This is a genomic window from Streptomyces sp. BE303 (genome assembly GCF_036290945.1).
Taxonomy (GTDB): Bacteria; Actinomycetota; Actinomycetes; order Streptomycetales; family Streptomycetaceae; genus Kitasatospora.
In genome coordinates this window covers 1-201 of sequence record NZ_JAQYWZ010000001.1, presented here as the reverse complement: position 1 = coordinate 201, position 201 = coordinate 1, and the positions used below count along the sequence as shown (strand labels likewise).

1 protein-coding gene is annotated in these 201 nt (G+C 74.1%); it reads right to left on the bottom strand.

Going from position 1 to position 201, the window contains the following annotated elements:
- Window positions 1-186 (bottom strand): hypothetical protein (locus PUR56_RS00005; RefSeq protein ID WP_329947311.1); only part of this gene is annotated, 186 nt, incomplete at its 3' end.
- Window positions 187-201 lie beyond the last annotated feature (15 nt).

Below are 201 nucleotides of genomic sequence, written 5' to 3'. Positions count from 1 at the left end.
GATCTCCGCGCCTTCCGCACCGAACGTCCGCACCACCAGGCGCGATTCGGACCACGCCGCGTCGGCCAGCCACGACTGGAGCAGCACCAGCAACGCGGCAGCCCGGTCCCGGGCCGCACCCGCCGCCGTCGCATCCACCAACAGCACCGGCACCGGCACCGGCAGCGCGTCACCGAGACGGATCACCGCACCCGGCACCTC